At 64.6% G+C, this 18,828-nt stretch carries 19 protein-coding genes; 7 read left to right on the forward strand and 12 right to left on the reverse strand.

What is annotated here, in order from left to right; translation table 11 throughout:
• Positions 1 to 151: 151 nt before the first annotated feature.
• The 4 genes from arsA to DB459_RS01420 all read right to left on the reverse strand — a co-directional run bounded on the left by arsA (position 152) and on the right by DB459_RS01420 (position 5,422).
• Positions 152 to 1,921: an arsenical pump-driving ATPase gene (gene arsA / locus DB459_RS01405; protein WP_253713724.1), complete on the reverse strand. Its 1,770-nt coding sequence runs from the start codon at positions 1,919 to 1,921 to the stop codon at positions 152 to 154.
• Positions 1,922 to 1,932: 11 nt separating this feature from the next.
• Positions 1,933 to 2,328: a carboxymuconolactone decarboxylase family protein gene (locus DB459_RS01410; protein ID WP_253711116.1), complete on the reverse strand. Its 396-nt coding sequence runs from the start codon at positions 2,326 to 2,328 to the stop codon at positions 1,933 to 1,935.
• Between the two features lie 204 nt (positions 2,329 to 2,532).
• Positions 2,533 to 3,339: an SDR family NAD(P)-dependent oxidoreductase gene (locus DB459_RS01415; RefSeq protein WP_253711117.1), complete on the reverse strand. Its 807-nt coding sequence runs from the start codon at positions 3,337 to 3,339 to the stop codon at positions 2,533 to 2,535.
• A 568-nt stretch (positions 3,340 to 3,907) separates the two neighbouring features.
• A complete protein-coding gene (locus tag DB459_RS01420) occupies positions 3,908 to 5,422 on the reverse strand; it encodes an amino acid permease (protein ID WP_253713725.1) in 1,515 nt (504 codons plus the stop codon).
• A gap of 203 nt (positions 5,423 to 5,625) precedes the next feature.
• Here DB459_RS01420 and DB459_RS01425 point away from each other — a divergent pair, with 203 nt between their 5' ends.
• Positions 5,626 to 6,381 carry a hypothetical protein gene (locus DB459_RS01425; protein WP_253711119.1) on the forward strand — a complete coding sequence of 252 codons (756 nt, stop codon included), beginning with the start codon at positions 5,626 to 5,628 and terminating at the stop codon, positions 6,379 to 6,381.
• 29 nt (positions 6,382 to 6,410) lie between these two features.
• Here DB459_RS01425 and DB459_RS01430 read toward each other — a convergent pair whose 3' ends face one another.
• A complete protein-coding gene (locus DB459_RS01430) occupies positions 6,411 to 6,932 on the reverse strand; it encodes a PAS domain-containing protein (protein WP_253711120.1) in 522 nt (173 codons plus the stop codon).
• Positions 6,933 to 7,576: 644 nt separating this feature from the next.
• Here DB459_RS01430 and DB459_RS01435 point away from each other — a divergent pair.
• Positions 7,577 to 8,527 carry an FAD:protein FMN transferase gene (locus tag DB459_RS01435; protein WP_253711121.1) on the forward strand — a complete coding sequence of 317 codons (951 nt, stop codon included), beginning with the start codon at positions 7,577 to 7,579 and terminating at the stop codon, positions 8,525 to 8,527.
• On the opposite strand, the gene DB459_RS01440 is transcribed toward DB459_RS01435, so the two are convergent.
• The 3 genes from DB459_RS01440 to DB459_RS01450 form a co-directional block, all read right to left on the reverse strand.
• Positions 8,524 to 8,928 (reverse strand): EF-hand domain-containing protein, encoded by a 405-nt coding sequence (locus DB459_RS01440; protein WP_253711122.1) that lies wholly within the window; start codon positions 8,926 to 8,928, stop codon positions 8,524 to 8,526. The two genes, DB459_RS01435 and DB459_RS01440, sit on opposite strands and share 4 nt — an antisense overlap.
• 418 nt (positions 8,929 to 9,346) lie before the next feature.
• Positions 9,347 to 9,583, reverse strand: coding sequence for a hypothetical protein (locus DB459_RS01445; RefSeq protein ID WP_253711123.1), 237 nt, complete (start codon positions 9,581 to 9,583; stop codon positions 9,347 to 9,349).
• Between the two features lie 85 nt (positions 9,584 to 9,668).
• Positions 9,669 to 9,872: a hypothetical protein gene (locus DB459_RS01450; RefSeq protein ID WP_253711124.1), complete on the reverse strand. Its 204-nt coding sequence runs from the start codon at positions 9,870 to 9,872 to the stop codon at positions 9,669 to 9,671.
• 143 nt (positions 9,873 to 10,015) lie between these two features.
• On the opposite strand from DB459_RS01450, the gene DB459_RS01455 reads away from it, so the two are divergent.
• The gene (locus DB459_RS01455; protein WP_253711125.1) at positions 10,016 to 10,333 is read left to right on the forward strand and encodes a hypothetical protein; all 318 of its coding nucleotides are present in this window, start codon (positions 10,016 to 10,018) and stop codon (positions 10,331 to 10,333) included.
• Between the two features lie 197 nt (positions 10,334 to 10,530).
• Here the strand turns inward: DB459_RS01455 and DB459_RS01460 are convergent, their stop codons facing one another.
• Positions 10,531 to 11,004, reverse strand: a complete 474-nt coding sequence (locus DB459_RS01460; protein ID WP_253711126.1) for an RT0821/Lpp0805 family surface protein — start codon at positions 11,002 to 11,004, stop codon at positions 10,531 to 10,533.
• A gap of 481 nt (positions 11,005 to 11,485) precedes the next feature.
• Here DB459_RS01460 and DB459_RS01465 point away from each other — a divergent pair, with 481 nt between their 5' ends.
• Entirely contained in the window at positions 11,486 to 11,842 is a 357-nt protein-coding gene (locus tag DB459_RS01465; RefSeq protein WP_253711127.1) for a hypothetical protein, read from the forward strand.
• Positions 11,843 to 11,865: 23 nt separating this feature from the next.
• Positions 11,866 to 12,660: a hypothetical protein gene (locus tag DB459_RS01470; RefSeq protein ID WP_253711129.1), complete on the forward strand. Its 795-nt coding sequence runs from the start codon at positions 11,866 to 11,868 to the stop codon at positions 12,658 to 12,660.
• Positions 12,661 to 12,712: 52 nt separating this feature from the next.
• On the opposite strand, the gene DB459_RS01475 is transcribed toward DB459_RS01470, so the two are convergent.
• Together DB459_RS01475 and DB459_RS01480 are read right to left on the reverse strand one after the other, a co-directional pair.
• Positions 12,713 to 13,501: a hypothetical protein gene (locus tag DB459_RS01475; RefSeq protein ID WP_253711130.1), complete on the reverse strand. Its 789-nt coding sequence runs from the start codon at positions 13,499 to 13,501 to the stop codon at positions 12,713 to 12,715.
• Positions 13,502 to 13,826: 325 nt separating this feature from the next.
• A complete protein-coding gene (locus tag DB459_RS01480; RefSeq protein WP_371927019.1) occupies positions 13,827 to 14,606 on the reverse strand; it encodes a MetQ/NlpA family ABC transporter substrate-binding protein in 780 nt (259 codons plus the stop codon).
• Between the two features lie 720 nt (positions 14,607 to 15,326).
• On the opposite strand from DB459_RS01480, the gene DB459_RS01485 reads away from it, so the two are divergent.
• Entirely contained in the window at positions 15,327 to 16,943 is a 1,617-nt protein-coding gene (locus DB459_RS01485) for an ABC transporter substrate-binding protein (RefSeq protein ID WP_253711132.1), read from the forward strand.
• 422 nt (positions 16,944 to 17,365) lie between these two features.
• Positions 17,366 to 18,400, forward strand: a complete 1,035-nt coding sequence (gene trpS / locus DB459_RS01490) for a tryptophan--tRNA ligase (RefSeq protein ID WP_253711133.1) — start codon at positions 17,366 to 17,368, stop codon at positions 18,398 to 18,400.
• A gap of 73 nt (positions 18,401 to 18,473) precedes the next feature.
• Here the strand turns inward: trpS and DB459_RS01495 are convergent, their stop codons facing one another.
• Complete coding sequence (locus tag DB459_RS01495) at positions 18,474 to 18,821, reverse strand: RidA family protein (protein WP_253711134.1); 348 nt, start codon at positions 18,819 to 18,821, stop codon at positions 18,474 to 18,476.
• Between the last annotated feature and the right edge of the window lie 7 nt (positions 18,822 to 18,828).

Consider the following 18,828-nt stretch of genomic DNA (forward strand, 5'->3'; position numbering starts at 1 on the left):
AAACGCTTGCGATGGATCAAGCCCGCATCCTCGCCGCGTCAGACCGGCGCTCGAACGGGCCGGCTGTGGGATCGTCACCTTGTATCGGCGGCGGACAGAAAATCGCACTCGCGCGATCAACCAAAACGGCGCGCCGGAAGAATGAGAAAGACTATGCATCCCCTGTCTCTGTCAGCGCCGCGAGGCGGCTGACACCGACCGGTTCTTCCGCCTGGAACGGAATCAAGGCGACGCGCCTGGCAAAATCACCGACCTTGCGGATCTGCTCAATCTCAGCGGCCGCCCGTGCCCGCAGCACCGGATCGCACGGCTGGGCTGCCGCGAAGCTGCCATTGACCACCCAGGCAAACGGCTCGATCTTGGCCCGGCGCAGGTCATCCTGAAGCGCCCTTGCCTCCAGCACCGGCGTGGTCTCGGGCAGGGCGACGATCACCACCTTCGTATATTCGGGGTCCTGAAGCATCATCAGCGGCGTCTTGATGCGCCCGGGAGCCGACGATGCCTGCTGCGTCAACTGGCGGTGGTACGCCCCGGCCGTATCCAGCAACAGCAGGGTATGGCCGGTCGGCGCGGTATCGACGACGACGAGTTCCTTTCTTGCATCCATGACGATGTGGGAGAAGGCGAGAAACACCGCCAGCTCATCATAACACGGCGATTTCAACTCCTCCTCGTAGAGAGCGAGCTTTTCGGCGGTCAAGGTCGCGCGCGCCGCCTGGAGCATTCGCTCGCGATATTGCCGCGCCTCGCGCGTCGGATCGATATAGCTGACGCGCAGCCCCGCCACCTCCGCCTGGAGAGTCTCCCGCAGGTGCTGCGCCGGGTCCGTGGTGGTGAGGTGGACCGCCAAGCCGCGCCTCGCCAGCGATATTGCCAGCGCCGCAGCGACCGTCGTCTTGCCGACGCCGCCCTTGCCCATCACCATCACCAGGCCATGGTCCGAGCCGCCGAGTTCGCGGGCGAGTTGCCCCAGCGAGCCGATGCCTTTGGGTAAGGCAGCTTCTATCGGCTTGCCGGGCGCGATCACCTTCGGTGCGAACATCGACCTCAGCGCGTCGAGGCCGACGATGTTGACGCCCAGGAGAGGAACCTCGGCACGCGGCAGCGGCGCGATTTCGGCAGGCATGCACGCCAAAGCCTCCGTTCCCCGGCGCTCGAGAGCGACCGCGAGACCGTCACTGCGGTCTGCGGCACGGAACACGCCATTGACGACCAGCAATTGGTTCGTCATCGCCTGGCCGCGCAGCTCCGTGCTCGCGCGCGCCGCTTCCATCAGCGCGCCCCGGTCCGGACGCGCCACCAGGATCACCGCCGTGCGGGCCGGATCGACCAGCGCGGCCACGGTGCGGGCGTAACGGTCATGCTGCGTTCTCAACCCGGAGAGCGGGCCGAGACAGGATACGTCGCCGGGAGCGGTCTCGAGAAACCCCGTCCAGGCCGCAGGCAGTTCGAGCAGCCGAAGGGTATGGCCCGTCGGCGCGGTGTCGAAGATCACGTGATCGAATTGCTGTGTCCTGTCGTCATCGCCGAGCAGAAGCGCGAATTCGTCGAATGCGGCGACTTCGACGGTACAGGCGCCGGACAATCTCTCTTCGAGCAGGGCGAGCTCAGGCTGCGGCAGAACCTTGCGGTATGGCCCGATCGTTCTTTCCCGGTACGCGCGCGCCGCCTGCTCGGGATCGATATTCATGGCCTGCAGAGAAGGCAAGCCGGCGACGGGCGTCGGCCGGCTTGCCAACCGCGTCTGAAGCACCGCATCGAGATTCGAAGCCGGATCGGTACTGACCAGCAACACCCGGCGCCTTCTCTCCACCAGCAGTGCGGCACAGGCACAGGCGATCGAGGTCTTTCCGACACCGCCTTTGCCCGTGAAGAAGAGATGCCGGGGGGCGGTTGCCAGAAATGCCGGGATACTGATCATGTCCTGTTTGCTCACGCCTTGGCTTCGGCAAACTGGTCAAAGGCGCGCAGCGCATCGCCGCCGTAAACCGCTGCCGGCCCCCCGCCCATGTAGATTGCCAGCGCAACGGTCTCGGCAACCTCCTCCCGCGTGGCGCCGTGCTGGTGGGCCATCTTGGTGTGATAAGCAACGCAGCCATCGCAGTGAACCGCGATGCCGATCGCGAGCGCCATGAGTTCCTTGGTCTTGCTATCGAGGGCCCGGGACATCGTCGCCGCAGCTGACAGGGCACCGAAGGCCTTCATCGTCTCGGGCGCGGCGCGCTGCAACAACCCGACGCCGGTGACGACATCGTGCGCGATCCCTGAATGATCTTTGGGCACATCTTCCTCCTTCGATTGCCGTTTCCGCCGTGTGACGGCGGACATTCCACTCCGCGACGGCCCGGCGACGTCCGGCCATCAACGATGTTGATAGCCGCCATTCCCAGGGTTCCATTGCGATGAATCAAACCTGCAGCCGCGAGCGGCCGCGAGCGGCCGCGTGATCGCTCGTCGAAAGCCAACGATCAGAGGAGACGTTCGCTGATTGGACGCCGGGTGACAGCCCGTTGCGAAGGAGGCCGCGCGCGATCAGTTGATCTTGACGGTGAGACCGCCATCGACAACGAGGTCGATGCCGGTGACGTAGCGCGCCTCGTCGCTGGCGAGGAAGACCGCCGCCCAGGCGACGTCCCAGGCGTCCCCCATTTGCCCCATCGGCACCTGGGCATCGCGCCGCCGCCACATCTCCTCGACGTCGCCGTCGGCATAGGATTGGACGAGCCCGGCGGAGTGCGCCACCATCGGCGTCTTCATCAGCCCGGGGAGAACGGCGTTCACCCGCACCTTGCGCGCGGCATATTCCACCGCGGTCGTCCGCGTCAGGTGGCTGAGCGCCGCCTTGCTGGCGTAATAGGCCGAATAGGCCACGCCAGTATATCGGATGGCAGCGACCGACGAGATGTTGACGATCGAGCCGCCGCCCTGCGCCACCATCAGGGGCAGCACGTGCTTCATCGTCAGGAAAGCGGTCTTGAGGTTGACGGCCATGACCTTGTCCCAGTCGGCCTCGCTGATCTCGACCACACCGCCGGCCTCCGCAATGCCGACATTGTTGTCGAGAACGTCGATCCGGCCGAAGCGCTCGCGGGTCGCCTGCACCATGGCCGCGACCTCGTCGGCGCGTGTCGCATCGCAGCGGATCGCGAAGGCCTCGCCGCCCTCACCCTCGATCAGGCGCACGGTTTCCTGCGCGGCCTCGAGATTGACGTCAGCGCAGGCGACCCGCGCACCCTCGCGGGCGAAGGCGACGGCGGTCGCCTTGCCGTTGCCCCAGCCGGGTCCGATCGATCCGGCGCCGACGACGAGGGCGGCCTTGTCCTTCAGACGGTCAACCATGGTTCACCTCTCGGGAGATTGTCCGTCCGCCTTTAATCAGAAGGGACCGACCGGAGAAAGACCTCGAGGGGCCATGGCCGAATCCGACCCCACCCGACGTGCTCGAAGCACGAGTGTCCCGTCTCCGAATGACCGTGCGAGCATGAGGCAAATGGAGCGGTAATTCGGAGACGGGACACTAGTGTGGCGTCTCGCAATTGCCTATGCCCTTTGCGGCAAGCCCCTGTAGGCAATTGCGAGACATAAGCCACACTAGCATTTTGATTTTGCTAGTGTCCCTATGTCTCCGAATTACCGTGCGAGCGCGAGGCAAACGTAGCGGTAATTCGGAGACGGGACACTAGTGTGGCGTCTCGCAATTGCCTATGCCCTTTGCGGCAAGCCCCTGTAGGCAATTGCGAGACATAAGCCACACTAGCATTTTGATTTTGCTAGTGTCCCTATGTCTCCGAATTACCGTGCGAGCGCGAGGCAAACGTAGCGGTAATTCGGAGACGGGACACTAGGATCCTGCGTCTGCCTCCCGTCATGGGATGGCTCACAACGGCTGTGTCGGCGCCCATGGAAGTCAGATCTTCCGTTGCAGCGCCGCCGCCTCGGCCCTCGCCCGGCTGCGGTGGGCGCCGTAGAACGCATAGATCGCAAGTCCGAGCACCAGCCAGACGGCGAGCCGCACCCAGGTATCGATCGGCAGGCCGAGCATGAGGAAGAGCGCCGCCGCGACACCTGCCGGCGCTATGGCGTAGACTGCCGGCGTCCTGAACGGCCGCGGCAGCTCCGGCCGGGTCCGGCGCAGCACCAGCACGCCGAGGCAGACCATCGCGAAGGCGAACAGCGTACCGATGCTGACGAGTTCGCCGACAAGGCCGATGGGCAGCAATCCCGCCAGGATGGTCACCACCACGCCGGTGACGAGCGTCGCCACATAGGGCGTGCGGAAGCGCGCATGAATGAGGCCGAGCGGCGACGGCAGCAAACCATCACGCGACATGGCGAACAGGATGCGCGACTGGCCGAGCAGCAGCACCAGGATGACCGAGGTCAGCCCGAGCACGATCCCGGCCTTGATCACGGGCGCCAGCCAAAGGAGGCCGATGGCGTCGATGCCGACCGCGATCGGATCGGGGACGTTGAGCCGGTCATAGGGCACGATGCCGGTGAGCACGAAACCGACGGCGACATAGAGCACCGCGCAGACCGCGAGCGAGCCGAGAATGCCGATCGGCATGTCGCGGTCGGGATGGCGCGCCTCCTGCGCCGCGGTGGAGACGGCGTCGAACCCGATATAGGCGAAGAACACCACGGCGGCGCCGCGCAGCACGCCGCTCCAGCCATACTGGCCGAGGCCGAGATTGGGCGGCACGAAATCGCCTTGCGGATTGGCGGCCGTGATCCAGTTGGCGCGGCTGAAGAAAGGTGCCGCGGCGGCGATGAAGGCGATCACCACGGCGAGCTTGAGCAGGACGATGACGTTGTTGATGCGGGCGGTCTCGTGGATGCCGAGCACCAGCAGAAGGCTCAGCACCGCTGCGATCCCCATGGCAGGAACGTTGAGCAGCGCGTCGGTGGTGTGCCAGACATGGGCGGCGGCATCGTAGGTCAAGGGCGCCGAGACCAGCCGCGCCGGGATGACGAGACCGAAATCCTTAAGCAGGCTGACCGCATAGCCCGACCAGCCGATCGCCACGGTGATCGCACCGACGGTATATTCCAGCACCAGGTCCCAGCCGATGACCCAGGCAACGATCTCGCCGAGCGTGGCATAGGCATAAGTGTAGGCGCTGCCGGCGATCGGCACCGCCGACGCCATCTCGGCATAGCATAGCCCGGCGAATCCGCAGGCGATCGCGGCGAGCACGAATGACAAGGTGATGGCCGGCCCGGCATCGGCCGCGGCGGCATGGCCGGTCAGGACGAAGATGCCAGCGCCGATGATGCCGCCGACGCCGAGCGCCAGCAGATGGACGGCGCCGAGGCTGCGCTTGAGGCCAACAGCAGCACACGCGTCGACCTCACCAAAAACCGGAATGGCGGCTTCGGCCCAAAGCCCCTCGATGGACTTGCGCACCCACAGACCGGCCATCTGCCTCACCCTCGCCCAGTGCCGCGAGCCAACACCGTTGCGCACCTGAAGTTCCTTCTCCGGAACGCAGCCCTGAATATGCGGCGATCTTCACCGTCTCTTCAGGACTTCGACGTCAGCTATCGCGCTGGACGCCGGCCGCGCGCCGGGCGATGAAGACAGCGGGGCAGAATCAGTGCGGTGGATCTGAGGAGACCAGCGGGGTGAGCGGACACCGACGCGCCAAGGCGGCGGCAAGCTTTGCCAGCGAAGCCGATCTGTGCGCGAGCTTTCTCGCCGCGGTCGAGGCCAATGGCCAGTGGGTCGCCTATCCGGAGACCTGCAACTGGGACATCCTGCTGGCACGCAGGGCGGACGGCTTCCAGATCGGCATCCAGGCGAAGCTGCGGCTCAATCTCGACGTCATCGCCCAGTCCCTCGAGGACGGCGGTGCCATGAGCGCCGACGGTCCCGGGCCGGATTGTCGCGCCGTGCTGATCCCCTGGGGACGCAACAGCTGCGAGCGGATCTGCAAATATATCGGCCTGACCGTCATCGAGGTGAAGCCGGAGCGAACCTCGCCGCGCGAGATCGGCTTTCGGCCCCGCCTGCCCGGCCTCAAGGCCAAGCCGGCGGCCTCGGAGACCTGGCACGAATGGGCCCCGGTCAGGCGGCACGACCTGCCGGACTACGTTCCCGACGTCCGCGCCGGCGCCTCGGCACCGCTGCGCCTGACCAATTGGAAGATCTCCGCGATCAAGATCGCCGTCACGCTCGATCATCGCGGCTTCGTCACCCGCGCCGATTTCAAGCATATCGGCATCGATCACCGCCGCTGGCTGTCGGCCGAGACGCGCTGGCTGCGCAACGACAATGGCCGCTTCGTCCGTGGCGCGGCGATGCCGGACTTCAAGGCGCAACATCCGCGAGTCTACGGCGAGATCAGCGCCGATCGCGACAAGTGGATCCTGCCGACCTGACCGACAAGCACGTCCGTCATGGTGCGGGGCTACAGCGACAGCACCAATTCGTCGTAGCCGACGCCCTGCTGCCTGAGGTAGCCGGTCAAGAGATCATGGCCGGCGCGCATGCCGTCCTTGGCATTGGCATGGCGAGCCTCCTCCTCGCGAAGCAAGGCGTAGATCGGCTTGACGCGCTCGATCGGTGCCCGGTCCGGCTTGCGGCGGCTGGAGTGATAGCCGGTGATGTTGCCGTGACCGTCGAAGGTCGGCGAGACGTGGGCGAACACCCAATAATGGCTGCCGTCGGCGGCGAGGTTGACCACATAGGCGAAGATCTCCTGCCCCGCCGCGATGGTATCCCACAGCAGCTTGAAGACGCAGCGCGGCATGTCGGGATGCCGGATCAGGCTGTGCGGCGCGCCGATCAACTCGCGCGCCGGATACCCCGCCATCCGAATGAAGACGTCATTGGCATAAGTAATTCGCCCCTTGAGATCGGTCTTCGAGACGATCAGTTCCTCGTCGCCGAGCATGTGCTCGACCCCGGTCGGCCTTATCGCTCGCGCCATCGTCGTGTCCTCAGGACTGTCCCGCGTGCGCCTGCTGCGCTTCGCGTCGCGAGCGTTAAACCCACAATATTAAGCGAAGGTAACTGCGTCGGATCGGCTGGCTTGATTTTGACCACTATCAACCCCGAGTTTAGTCCGGATCAAGCGCAGCGATCGGGTGCAGGAAATGCCGGTACTTTCCTCCGCCGGCCGGCGCTATCGAAGCAATGGATGAGGCACGCGGATCCGCGGGCGCACCGACGGCCGCCTGCTTGCTCTAAATCAACACGCTCTGTCGTAATTTGCCGAGAGTGCAATTCAGCATCGCCGAGCGGCCATGAGGTGAGGTGCAGTTCCGGCCCTGCTAGGGGCTCGGCAGACCTCGGCCGGGCCCCGCCTCTGCTCGGCGTGCGCGGGCCTTGTGACGTCGGGCGCGAGCACCACGGAGAGCGCAGCCCGGCGCGATGTCCTCTCGCAGCGGCGCCGCGACCGCACCGGCCGCCCCCAGACATCCGAAGCGCAGATCGTAAATGGCGCTTGCGCAGTCCTCGTCCGGGCCTATACGCCTGCCGGCTCCAAGCCGGATCATCCCCGAGCAACCGACGGCGGGCGCCGGCGACTGTCGGTAACACCCTCTCGAGCCCCCCAGCCACCATGCCTGTGCGATGAAGACGACACTGTACGAATTCAGCGCCATGGGATCGGATTGCGGCATCTGTCTTGCCGCCGGCGAAGGCTTTGACCTCGCGCCGGTGTTCGCCGCTGCCGAGGCTGAGGTATACAGGATCGAGCAGCGCTACTCGCGCTTTCGCACCGACAGCGATCTCGCCCTGCTCAATACCACCGCCCGGAGCGGCTCGATGACCGCGACCGACGATGAGACGGCAGGCCTCCTCGCCTTCGCCAGGCGATGCCACGCCCTGAGCGGCGGTTCTTTCGATATCACCGCCGGCCCGCTGCGGCTCGCCTGGGAAGCCAGCGCCGAGCCGACGCAAGCCGAGCTCGACGCGGCGCGGCGGCATGTCGGCATGGACAAGGTCGAACTGGCGCCCGGCACGGTGCGCTTCACCGCGCCGGGCATGACGCTCGACTTTGGCGGCATCGGCAAGGAATACGCCGCCGACCGCGCCGCCGATCTCTGCCGCGCTCTCGGCGCCGCCCATGGCTATGTCAACCTCGCCGGCGACATCCGTGTCGTCGGCCCCACTCCCGATGGCCGGCCCTGGATCATCGGCATCGTCGATCCCCGCGCGCCGGATCGCATTGTGGCGCGGGTCTCACTCGCGGCCGGCGCGATCGCGACCAGCGGCGATTATCAACGGTTCATCGAGCGTGATGGCCGGCGCGTCGGCCACATTCTCGATCCGCGCAGCGGCCGGCCGGCGCAAGGCCTGTCATCGGTCAGCGTGATCGCCGAAACCTGCCTCGTCGCCGGCAGCCTCGCGACGACGGCGATGGCGATGGGATCGGACGGCCGGGCGTGGCTTCAAACGCTCGGCGTCCGCCATATCGCGATCGATGGCGACGGCGGCTATTGGGGCACGGAGCCGCGCCTTCAAAGAAATACCAACGTTGGAAACGGGACACCAGACGATGTCGGGGAGACGAGAACTTAGACTGACAGATTGACGAGCGAACCGGGCGCGCCGAGCCGGTCGAGCGCCTGCTGGCTGCTGCCCAGAGTGTCGGCCGGCGCCGCCGCCGAGGAGCCCGCCGCGGGCGCGCGCAGCGACGACATCAGCTGCGACATGGTCGTGACAAAGTCCGACTTGGAGACGCTGCCGGTGCCCGATGAATCGAGCTGGGCAAAGATCGCGTCCGCGCCCTGCTGCTGGAAGACCGCGGGCGGAGTCCTGGTCTGGAAGGCCTGCTCGAATTGCGCCTTGGTGATCGAGCCAGTGCCGGCGGTGTCGATCGCGTCGAACAGGCTGGACATCTTCTGGCGCGGCGGTGCGCCCGAGCTCGCACCCGAGACCGTGTTCGCTCCGGCAGCGGAAGCGATTGCAGATATGTCCATGGCAGGCCCTCGCAGATGCCCGAATCACGATTGAGACAAAACGTCGCAGTCGGGGCAAAATGGAACCCGAGCCATTAAGAAAGCCCTAACCGGGCTAGTGTGGCGTCTCGCAATTGCCTATGCCCTTCGCGGCCAGCCCCTGTAGGCAATTGCGAGACATAAGCCGCACTAGCTTTTTGATTTTGCTAGTGTCCTGATGTCTCCGAATGACCGTGCGAGGGTGAGGCAAATGAAGCGGTAATTCGGAGACAGGACACTTGAGCGTTTTCCTGCGAAATGCAGCAGGCGCTCTGGTGTCGGCCACCGCGCGAGGACCTTCCTCGCGCACGATGCTGCAGCCGACGCGGCTTCGCGATCGGCGTCCTCTGTCGGCGCGCGCCAAAAGCGCGGAATACTCCCGCGCTGCGCAGCCCGCCGCTCACACCCGGCCGGCGGGTCCCGGCAACTGCTGCCAGTCGAGCCCGAGCCGTTCGCAGGCCTCGCGGACTTCGCGCATGTCGAGGTCCTGGCGCGAGCCGCCGAGCGGTACCTGCGCCGTGCGGCCCTCGCGATGCACCGTCACCATCACCGGACCTTCGTGCCGCTGGTGATGTTCGTGTTTGTCGAACCGACAGCCGTGATCTTCCAGCCACTTTCGAAACGTCGCACTTTCCATGGACTTGCTCCTGTCTTGGCGACATCGCCCGTGTCACGAAACGAAGATGGGTAATGGTCAGCTCAACCGGTGGCGCCTGGCGGCCTCAGTCCTCCTGCGCCGCCCGTTCGATCGCGTCGGCATAGCCGGCCAGCCGGTCATAGCCACTGGCAATCCTGAGCAGGCGCGCCTGCAGGTCGGCGTCCGGCGATGCCCTGGCCTCGTCGCGCGTCATCGTCGCGCATTTACGCCAATATTCCCCATCGTAAACTTCTTCCGGCGTTAAGGGCCTGTGCGCGTCCAGGAACATGGAATCGCTCCCTCCTATCGGAGCGACTGCCACAAAACGCAAAAGTGATGGCGGCTTATTGATCGAGGTCAAAGCCGCCTCGAGGCGCGGCGCCGCGACGCACCATGCGCCAACCGGTGTCCGCGTCACGCGAGAACGCGAGCATGATCCTTTCGATCAGATCTTCTCCGTTGACGGAGTTTCCTCCGCCCCGCGAGGGCCGAGCGCAAACAGGCTGGACAGCGAGGGAACTCCTGGCGGCCGAGCGAATTGCGCGAGATCAGGCCGAGGATCCGCGCATGGCAAAACTGGTCAAGCAGCTTCAAAGGCAGGCCGACAAGGCCGCACGCCTCGCCATCGAGATGAACGACCCGGAATTGTCGAAAGACTTCGCCAATCTCGCCGCCGCCTACCGGGCGCAGGCGGCAACAGTGAAGGAAACGGCAAAGAAGAAGGGCAAGAAGAACCGGGCCGGGAAATAGAGCCCACCGCAATTGCTCGCCTCAACCGTTGCGCCGAGCGATCGCGGTCGATGCCGGGCGGCGAGGAGCGGCGCCAAGCGCACCTCTCCCCGCACTGCGGCTGGCATCCGGGGAACTCGTCAGGCCTGCGAACAGGCTCCCCGGCGGCAAGGACTTGAGACTGCAAGCATTGGGAAGCCTGCGCGCGGATCGAGGCTCTACGACAGCGCGCTCCAGGTGCCGTCGGGATTGCGGCAGGCGGTGCCGCGCTCGGTCTGCGGCTGGCCGTCGATATAGATCACCTGGGTGAATGGCCGGCACCGCATGCCCTGGCGCTGATAGGCGGCGCCGGGGACGACATCGCCGTAGCGGCCGGTCTGCGGATTGCGCCATTGGACCGGCGTTCCGGCCGGTCCCTGATCGAGCGCCCGCATCTGCGCCTCGTAGGCGAGCCGCCGGTCCTGCTCGTCGAGACTGGCGCCGATCCGGTTGCCGATCAGGCCACCGATGGCCGCGCCGGCCAGAGCCGCGCCGACGCGCTCGCCGGTGCCACCGCCGATCGTCGATCCGATCAGCGCGCCGGCGATGGCACCGCCGGCGGTGCCGGTGTTCTCCTTTGGCCCTGCGTTGGACGCACAGCCCGCCAGCGCGACGGCGAAAAGGGTGGAAATGAGAATGGTCGGCTTCCGCATCATGTGTGTCCGCTCGCAGAGTTGGCGGCTGCGCGGGCATTTCCACCCAGCCGGAAGGCAAATCGAAATCGCAAGAGGGGCCACACCGCATGGTCCTTATCCCGGCCATTCGCATCGCGGTGCGCCAGGCGCGCCGCGTGAAATGGTAGGATCAAAAGGACCACCAGAACATTAATGGTCTGGCGGAGCGTTGGATCTGAGCCTCGTTCGCATGTCCGCTGTAACGCGGGCCGCGCCTGAGATCCGCTCCACCGGGCGTCCCCCTTGCCTTTCGAGACGAGCAAGATTGAATGATTGGGGCGGAAATTCGACCGTGCGGATCGCGCAGCGGGCGAATCGCAACTTGCGCGCCGATGTCGCCGTTTGCACCCAGGGCATTGCGCCGCAATGCGTGATAGAATCAAATCATTTCCACAAGCTCAGATATTGCAATTCCGGCTGGCAGGACTTTAGATCGGCCAAGGACAAGAGGGCGACGGCGATGAGAAAACCATCGAAAGCCAGGAAAGCGGCGCGCAAGACGAAGGCGGCGCCCAAGAAGAGATCCCCCAAGAAGCGATCCCTTAAGAAGACATCGCGCAAGAAAGCCGCGGCCAAGAAGTCGCCGGTCAAGAAGACCACCCGCAAGAAGACGGCGGCCACGAAGACCGCGAGCAGGAAGGCGAAGGCCATCGGCAAGCGCGTTGCCGCGGCTACCGGCTGCTGCACGTTGACGGGGAGCGGTCCCGACGAGCAGCGCGAAGGCCTGACCAAGGAGCAATGCCGGCGCCTCGCCATGCGCAAGGGCAAGAATTACCAGTGGATCGCCGGTCTGTGTGCCGAGTCGGGCCGGCGGTGAAGTCCGCCCGCCGGCTTCCCGCGATGGCCGCCCTGCTGGGCGCCATGGCCTGCACCGGCTGCGCCGTCCCCTCCTATGACGTGCCGCGCGACGAATATGCACAGCCAACGGTGCGAACGATCATCGAACGCATTCAATGCGAGTTGCGCGACATGGTGCGCGACGACCGACCGGGCGATCCGGCCGCCTTCCACCGGCTGTTTCTTCTCAATGGCGACTACGAGGTCGTCGCCTCGCTCTCCCTCGAAGTCAACGACGCCGGCGGATTGGCTCCGAGCGTCACATACCTGACGCCGCTCGGGGCGGCCGCCTCGCTGACGGTGAGCGCCAACGCAACGCTCAACGCCTCCCGCGACCACACCTTCAGCGAGAATGTGCAACTCTCCATCCGACAGATCTATCAGGACTGGAAGTCGGGCCTCAGACCCTACGACTGTCCGGCGGCGGACACCCATCTGTCGGGGGCGCTCGGCGTCAAGGATCTGGTGTCGATGGCCGCCTCCACACCCGAGCTGAGCGAAACCACGAAGGACGGGCGAAAAGGCGTCTTCGGCGGAACCATCCAGTTCGTCGTGACGAAATCGCTCACCGCCGCCGGGCCGGCGTGGGCGCTGGTGCGCTTCAGGAACATTTCGCTGCTCGGCAACCTGTCCGAGATCAACACCGACCGGATCACCCTGGCTTTCGCCCAGGGCAGTCTCGCCGGCAAACGGCTGCCTCAGATCAATGGGTACAATGCCGCCGGCTATCAATTCCTGCAGCAGCAGCTGCTCAACTCGATCAATTCGCAATTGGTCATTCAGAACAGCCCGCGATGACGCGGCGAGGCCGGCGCTCATCGACCTGGCGCACCGTCATCGGCAAGCCGCGCTACTGAAAATTTCTGGCGAGCTGGCGGACGCTGTTCAGCACCATGTTCCCCAAGCGCTTGCCGCGGTTGCGCAGAATGCGCTGCAGGCCGCTGTCGACGAAGTACTGCAGGATGATCAGGTCGCGCGTCGTTACCTCCGGGCCGACCGGGTCGACCGAATGCCAGCTCTCGTCGCCGACGGCGAAGGCAAAGCCGGAATTGGGCAGGAACTGGCCTTTGCCGGCGCGCTCGAGGCTGCCGTCGGCCGCACGCCTGTGCAGCACCGTGCCGATATGCGCCGTGGCCGCGTCCCGCGGCAGGTAGATCAGGACGGTGATGCCCTTCCAGTGCGTGTCGGTGTGCGGCGCGATGTGATAGCCGGCGATGTCGCGGGTCAACACCGGAATCGGAAACAGGCCGACCTTGTCGTAGCCGGCGCCGAAGCGCGCGCGCAGGCCGGGCGCCATCCGGCGAACGAAGGCTGCCTGCAATTCGCTCGAGCACAGGACACGGCCGACCAGATCCCACACCGCGCGCTTCTCCGGCGGCAGGGCGCGCGTGTATTCGGGAAACAGATCGATCTTCACCCGCGTCGGTGTGCCGTCGGCGAGGTCGTTCTCCCTGGCGCGGCCCGACATCGGTCGATAGTCCGCCGCATCGGGCAAGGTCGCGGTCATCTGCCGGTAGAGATCAGGCGGAAAGAACCGATCGAATGTAACGTGGTGAAACGGCGCACTCACGTCGCGCGCGCCATCAACGGCCCTCACCACGAAATCGGAAATATCTTTCATCGACCCCAGCTCGCTCATGGAAAATCAATACCGGCACTGCTCGCCGCGAGCAAGCGACTGACATATCAACCCGCAAGCGAGTTGAGAAACGCTCCGATCTCGACGCGAGAGCGGAAGAATGGTTTCGCTCGGCAGCCGTCCGTAAACGCTTCGATGATCCAACGCCCGACTGATGCGGCCTCGCGCGTGGGTGCGATCGCATCGCGCTGCAATCGCGGAGCATCATAGCTGCCGGCGGCTCGGCCACAAGCTCGCCAAGGCAGACGTTACGGTGCAGCCCGCACTCGCCACCTTCGGCTAAGCGACCATGGAGGCGCCGGAGACGAAGCTATCGCCCTGTTCCTCAAAAGGCCGGAATCTGGCCGGGCAACTTGTCCTTGATGACCTGGCGGATGGTGTCATTCTGATAGGCGTGCACCAGCTTGGCTACCCAAGGGGCATTCTTGTCGCGCTCGCGGACAGCTATGAAATTGTTGTAGGGGTTGTTGACCGGCGACTCGATCGCGATCGCGTCTTTCTCTGGAATCAGCCCGGCCGGAACGGCGTAGTTGGTATTGATCACAGCGGCGTCGACATCGTCGAGGCTGCGCGGAAGCTGGGCCGCGTCGATCTCGCGGATCCGCAGCTTCTTGGGATTGTCGATGACATCGAGCACGGTCGGCAACAGGCCCACACCGTCCTTGACCTTGATCAGCTTCTGAGCCTGCAGGAGCAGGAGCGCACGCCCGCCGTTGGACGGGTCGTTCGGGATGCCGATCGAGGCACCGTCCCTGATTTCGCCAACAGACTTGACCTTCCTGGAATAGAGGCCAATCGGCGCGACGATCGTCTCTCCGACCGGGGTGATCTTGTAACCCCGCGTCTTGATCTGGTTGTCGAGGAAGGGCTTGTGCTGGAAGGCGTTGGCGTCGAGATCACCGGCATCGAGCGCGGCGTTCGGCAGCAGATAGTCGTTGAAGACCACGACGGTGATGTCGAGGCCGTCCCTGGCGGCGATCTCCTTGACCTTGCCCCAGACGGCCTCATCGTTGCCGCTCGAGATTCCGACCTTGATTTTCTGATCGGCGAAGGCCGGTGCGGCGAACAGCGCGACACCGACGAGGAGGGAAACTAAACGGTGCATCATCTCATCTGATCCCAAAAACGACGCTTCTTCCAGTCGGGGCACATCCGAAGCCTCGGGCGTGAGGCATGCCTCCGATGGCGACCATTCGTCCAAAACGACAAGCTCGTCAACCGATCGATCTTCTAGTGTCCCGTCTCCGAATTACCGCTTCGTTTGCCTCACCCTCGCACGGTCATTCGGAGACATCGGGACACTAGCAAAATCAAAAAGCTAGTGTGGCTTATGTCTCGCAATTGCCTACAGGGGCTCGCCGCAAAGGGCATAGGCAATTGCGAGACGCCACACCAGAGCTGCTTGATCCCGGGATCGCCCCTCACTCGAAAACTCCACGCCCATTTCGGCGTACACATCTACCGTAGTCCATTCCAAATAATGACGTGCGGTGAGAACGATTCAACTTCGTCCTCTGAGCAGATCAGCCGGTCTCACTCAGTTCAGCATGGTGCTGCAGAGTGCAGCCCCCGCATTTCATCGAGATGCGGGATCATCGCGCTTGTGCCCGAAGTTCAATGACAGCCGTGCCGAGACCAGAATAGCCCTTCGACCGCGCCGACACCGCACGATCGCAGCAGAGTTTTCCGTCCGTCCCATGCCGCGTCGAAACTTCGCCTCCACTTCGATCGAAATACAAAATTGACCGTTTGTGCCGGCGCGCCATAGCTTTTCGTGCGCTGATTTCGCGTATATCGCCCACCGCGACGCCAGAGGTGATCCAGGATGGTCAAGAAGCCCGATCGCATTCGCAGTCTCCTCAACCGGCGACAGGTCCTGACGGCTGGCGCCGGGTTGATGGCATTGCCGCTCGCCGGCTCTCCTGCCCTTGCCCAGATACGCCGCGGCGGCACCTTGACCGTCATCACACAGGGAGAGCCGCGAACGCTCGTCCCGCTGCTCGACACGAACACGTTCACCCGCAACATCAGCACCAAGGTCGTGGAAGGCCTGCTGACCTACGATGCCCAATTCACGCCGCGTCCGCTGCTGGCGATCGCCTGGAATGTCAGCGCGGACGGCCTCGAATATGCATTCACGCTGCGTCCGGGCGTCAAATGGCACGACGATGCCGACTTCACCTCCACCGACGTCCAATTTTCGCTTCGAGCCTTGCAGAAGGTCGGGCCGCGCGGCCGGATCAGCTTTGCCAATATCGAGCGGGTCGAAACACCCGACAAATTGACCGCCGTGGTGAAGCTGTCGAAGCCCATTCCCTATTTTCTCAAGGCGCTTTCCTCTGCGGAGTCCCCCATCATTCCGCATCATGCCTACCAATCCGCCAATCTCGAAAATCTCGATGCCAGCCCAAACAACAACGCGCCCATCGGAACTGGACCGTTCATTTTCGAGGACTGGAAACGCGGCAGCCATGTCAGCCTGCGCCGCAATCCCCAATACTGGCGTCCGGACCGCCCCTATCTGGATCGGGTGGTCGTTAAATTCATTGCCGATCCGGCGGCGGCGTCGGCAGCGCTCGAAACGCGAGAGGCGGACGTCAGCGACAGCGTCTCGCTGTCCGATCTCCAGCGGCTGGAGCAAGGCGGGAAATTCCTCATTTCATCGCAGCGGGATGCCTATCTCAACAATGCGGAGGTGCTGGAGTTCAATCTTGATAACCAGTATCTCGCCCAGCGCGCCGTCCGACACGCGATCGCGCACGCAATCGACCGCGATTTCATTCGCCAGTGGATCTACTATGGCTACGCCAGCCCCATACGCACTCCGATTCCGGACGTGCTGCCGGCGTACTCCGACCCGACGACCTTCGACTATCCTTTCAACCTTGACGAAGCCAACCGCCTTCTCGACGAAGCGGGCCTGAAGCGTGGCAGCGGCGGCGTCCGTTTTGGCTTAAAGCTGACGTTCATTCCAGGAGCCGCTTTCAAGTCGACGGCCAGCTACCTGCGCTCCGCCCTTGGTTCCGCCGGCATCCGCGTCGATGTTGTCGAGGGCGACCTCGGCACCTTCATCAAGCGAGTCTACTACGACCGGGATTTCGACCTCAACGTCAATGGGCTCGGCCTTCTGTTCGATCCGACCGTGGGCGTCCAGCGAATCTACTGGTCTGACGGGATCAAGCACCCGCTGCCTTATGTCAACGCGGCACACTACAACAATCCTGAGGTGGACCAGCTATTCCGCCTGGCTGGCACCGAGCGCGACGAGAGCCGCCGCGCCGAGCAATTCCGCGCGATCCAGAGGATCGTCAGCGACGAGCTGCCCGCCCTGCCGTTGGTGGCGCTGAATACAAGGACCGTGAGCAATCGTCGCGTGCACGATCTCTACAACAGCGTTGACTTGACCGCGGGAGACTTTTCCGATGCCTGGCTTGATCGGTAACGGTGAAGCCTCGACGAATATCGACCGAATGACCTCAGGTGCATTTCGTCCGACACCTGTCTGACGGGCGGCACACCCCAAGGGCTGGCTCTTGACGAGGTCGGAGGCATCCACCCGGTTCCACCATGCAGTCTGAAACGGCAGCCGGCCCGCATCCGCCACACGCGGGTCGCGCATGGGCCGCACCTCGGCCGCAGCGCGGCACGGCACGGCACGGCACGGCAAGGTTGCCTTCACCGGGCGCTCCACCTATAAAGCCCGAATGACATCCGCTCCGATCCGGCCCGCGATCTCGTGGTGGCGCTCCTCATAAGGAGCGGCGTGTCGTCTTTCATCGACCGATATTGCCGCCGTATTGGCTGGCAAGGTTGATATCCGCGCAAAGATCGATACGGCGGCTCCCTCCAGGAGAGCCTTCCGTCATGCCTGTTCGTCCAACCGTTCTCACTGGCGATCGCCCCACCGGGCCGCTTCACCTCGGCCATTATGTCGGCTCGCTGCGTAATCGCGTCGCGCTGCAGCGCGATCACCGTCAATTCATTCTGGTGGCCGACGCCCAGGCGCTGACCGACAACGCCCATGATCCGGCCAAGGTCTCGCGCAACGTCCTCGAAGTCGCTGCGGATTATCTCGCTGTGGGCATCGATCCGGCGGCGAGCACGATCTGCGTCCAATCCGCGCTGCCGGCGCTCGCCGAACTGACGCTGCTCTATCTGAACTTCGTCAGCGTCGCCCGCCTCGAACGCAATCCGACGATCAAGGACGAGATCAAGGCGCGGCAGTTCGGCAGGGACATCCCGGCGGGATTCCTGTGCTATCCCGTGGCCCAGGCGGCGGACATCACCGCTTTCAAGGCCACCATCGTCCCGGTCGGCGACGATCAGCTGCCGCTCATCGAGCAGACCAACGAGATCGTCCGGCGCATCAATCGCCAGGCGAGGCGCGACATCCTGCCGGACGCACGCGGGCTGTTGTCCAGGATCAGCCGCCTGCCCGGCATCGACGGCCGCGCCAAGATGAGCAAATCGCAAGGCAACGCCATCACGCTGTCGGCGTCGGACGCCGACATCATCGCCGCGGTTCAGGCCATGTACACCGATCCGGATCATCTGCGCGTCGCCGATCCCGGTCGTGTCGAAGGCAACGTGGTCTTCACCTATCTCGACGCGTTCGATGACGACAGCGCCACCGTGGCCGATCTGAAGGCGCGCTATCGTCGCGGCGGGCTCGGCGATGTCGAACTCAAGCGCCGGCTCGCGCGCGTCCTCTGCGACGTCATCGGACCGATCCGCCAGCGCCGGGCGGACATCGCCCGCGACCCCGATACGATTCGCGACATCCTGCATGCGGGGACGATGGCAGCCCGCGGGGTGACGGCCACGACGCTGGCGGAGGTGCGACAGGCGCTGGGCCTGTTCGAACTAACGAAGCCTGACAAGTGCCCGGCCCCCGAATGACCGCCCACTTACCGCACGCACTCCGAATACCAGTGCCGCGACCGCCACGCGCTGAACATGCCCGCCAGGATGCTCAGCCTTTAAGCGCGGTGACCACGACTTCAATCGAGGCGCCGCCACCGAGACCGGCCACCTCGACCGTCGCTCGCGTCGGCAGGTTGTCGCCGAAGAATTCGGTCCAGGCCGCGTCCATCTCCTTCTTCTTGGACAGATCCGTCACGAAGATCGAGGCGCTGACGACGCGGGATGCATCCGTTCCCGCCTCTTTCAGATAGCCGGCAATCTTGCCGAGGATGTTGCGGGTCTGCTCAGCCATGGAGGCGCTGGTGTCGTCGGCGATCGTGCCGCCGACGAACACAAGACCATTGGCTTCGACGGCGCGGTGCATGATCGGGGTACGGATGTTACGGATGATGCTCATGATGTCC

Source organism: Bradyrhizobium sp. WD16, from assembly GCF_024181725.1.
Lineage (GTDB): Bacteria > Pseudomonadota > Alphaproteobacteria > Rhizobiales > Xanthobacteraceae > Bradyrhizobium_A.

Excerpts from the sequence above, each read along its gene's own strand:
- arsA (WP_253713724.1), bottom strand. The coding sequence starts at position 1,921 with ATGATCAGTATCCCGGCATTTCTGGCAACCGCCCCCCGGCATCTCTTC.
- DB459_RS01410 (WP_253711116.1), bottom strand. The coding sequence starts at position 2,328 with ATGTCCGCCGTCACACGGCGGAAACGGCAATCGAAGGAGGAAGATGTG.
- DB459_RS01415 (WP_253711117.1), bottom strand. The coding sequence starts at position 3,339 with ATGGTTGACCGTCTGAAGGACAAGGCCGCCCTCGTCGTCGGCGCCGGA.
- DB459_RS01420 (WP_253713725.1), bottom strand. The coding sequence starts at position 5,422 with ATGGCCGGTCTGTGGGTGCGCAAGTCCATCGAGGGGCTTTGGGCCGAA.
- DB459_RS01430 (WP_253711120.1), bottom strand. The coding sequence starts at position 6,932 with ATGGCGCGAGCGATAAGGCCGACCGGGGTCGAGCACATGCTCGGCGAC.
- DB459_RS01435 (WP_253711121.1), top strand. The coding sequence starts at position 7,577 with ATGAAGACGACACTGTACGAATTCAGCGCCATGGGATCGGATTGCGGC.
- DB459_RS01440 (WP_253711122.1), bottom strand. The coding sequence starts at position 8,928 with ATGGACATATCTGCAATCGCTTCCGCTGCCGGAGCGAACACGGTCTCG.
- DB459_RS01445 (WP_253711123.1), bottom strand. The coding sequence starts at position 9,583 with ATGGAAAGTGCGACGTTTCGAAAGTGGCTGGAAGATCACGGCTGTCGG.
- DB459_RS01450 (WP_253711124.1), bottom strand. The coding sequence starts at position 9,872 with ATGTTCCTGGACGCGCACAGGCCCTTAACGCCGGAAGAAGTTTACGAT.
- DB459_RS01455 (WP_253711125.1), top strand. The coding sequence starts at position 10,016 with ATGATCCTTTCGATCAGATCTTCTCCGTTGACGGAGTTTCCTCCGCCC.
- DB459_RS01460 (WP_253711126.1), bottom strand. The coding sequence starts at position 11,004 with ATGCGGAAGCCGACCATTCTCATTTCCACCCTTTTCGCCGTCGCGCTG.
- DB459_RS01465 (WP_253711127.1), top strand. The coding sequence starts at position 11,486 with ATGAGAAAACCATCGAAAGCCAGGAAAGCGGCGCGCAAGACGAAGGCG.
- DB459_RS01470 (WP_253711129.1), top strand. The coding sequence starts at position 11,866 with ATGGCCGCCCTGCTGGGCGCCATGGCCTGCACCGGCTGCGCCGTCCCC.
- DB459_RS01475 (WP_253711130.1), bottom strand. The coding sequence starts at position 13,501 with ATGAGCGAGCTGGGGTCGATGAAAGATATTTCCGATTTCGTGGTGAGG.
- DB459_RS01480 (WP_371927019.1), bottom strand. The coding sequence starts at position 14,606 with ATGCACCGTTTAGTTTCCCTCCTCGTCGGTGTCGCGCTGTTCGCCGCA.
- DB459_RS01485 (WP_253711132.1), top strand. The coding sequence starts at position 15,327 with ATGGTCAAGAAGCCCGATCGCATTCGCAGTCTCCTCAACCGGCGACAG.
- trpS (WP_253711133.1), top strand. The coding sequence starts at position 17,366 with ATGCCTGTTCGTCCAACCGTTCTCACTGGCGATCGCCCCACCGGGCCG.
- DB459_RS01495 (WP_253711134.1), bottom strand. The coding sequence starts at position 18,821 with ATGAGCATCATCCGTAACATCCGTACCCCGATCATGCACCGCGCCGTC.